The sequence below is a fragment of the Halorubrum sp. SP9 genome (genome assembly GCF_005435015.1).
GTDB classification, from domain to species: domain Archaea; phylum Halobacteriota; class Halobacteria; order Halobacteriales; family Haloferacaceae; genus Halorubrum; species Halorubrum sodomense.
Window position 1 is genome coordinate 1 of the sequence record NZ_SGXU01000201.1, and the last position, 748, is coordinate 748.

The window sequence follows — 748 nt, forward strand, 5'->3', positions numbered from 1 at the left end:
ACGACCAAGAAGTTCATACCCAGCGCAGCCGCCATGAACCGGCCGTTTCGGAACGCACGCCGGATCCGGACGAACGGTATCTCGAGGAATGTGACGTACAACAGCACGGCCAACACGGGATTGATGAGCGGTTCCAGGACCGAGCTCGCACTTGGGAGCCCAAACCCGGCCCCAACCGAGAGGAGAGCGGCGACGGCGTAGATCGCGACCTGATTGTGCTGAATCCGCTGTTTCGAGAGTGTGGTCATAGATGAATAAAAGGGGAACCAGTAGCAACATCAAGCAATCTGCCCCCTCGTTTTGTAGAGGTGGTAGGAGCAGTCGTAAGTCCCCATCGGTGACCGATCTGTAGTATTTGTACTTTGAGTATTTCCCCCGCAGAATCGATTGAACCGGTCAGTTGCGCTGTTGCGATGTGTTTTTAGACGCCCCTGAGGGGTGCGGCACGATCTGAACAGACGCAGTCGCCGTGAACTCGATTCGGTGAACACGATGTCCACGACCAGAGACTCGTCGATCTCCTTCGAAGAGACCAACACGCGATCAGACGAAATGAACAGTACCATCAAAAAGTGGATCGACGACCTCGTCGCCGGCGTCGACGACGCGCAGACTAGTGAGGAGTTCCAGGAGTGGCTGGACATCCAGAGCCGCTTCCACGACTACTCGTATCGGACCTTGTTGGACCCCACGCGGCCCGACACCGGATCGATCGACAATACGTATCGCCTCCGAATCAATGTCGAGC

The 748-nt window shown here is 56.4% G+C and carries 2 pseudogenes; one reads left to right on the plus strand and one right to left on the minus strand.

The annotated features are described in order from the left end of the window. Nucleotides 1–248: pseudogene (locus EXE45_RS17200) on the minus strand (arsenic resistance protein); the annotation flags it as partial. Nucleotides 249–492: 244 nt separating this feature from the next. On the opposite strand from EXE45_RS17200, the pseudogene EXE45_RS17205 reads away from it, so the two are divergent. Further along, nucleotides 493–748, plus strand: a pseudogene (locus EXE45_RS17205) (hypothetical protein); the annotation flags it as partial.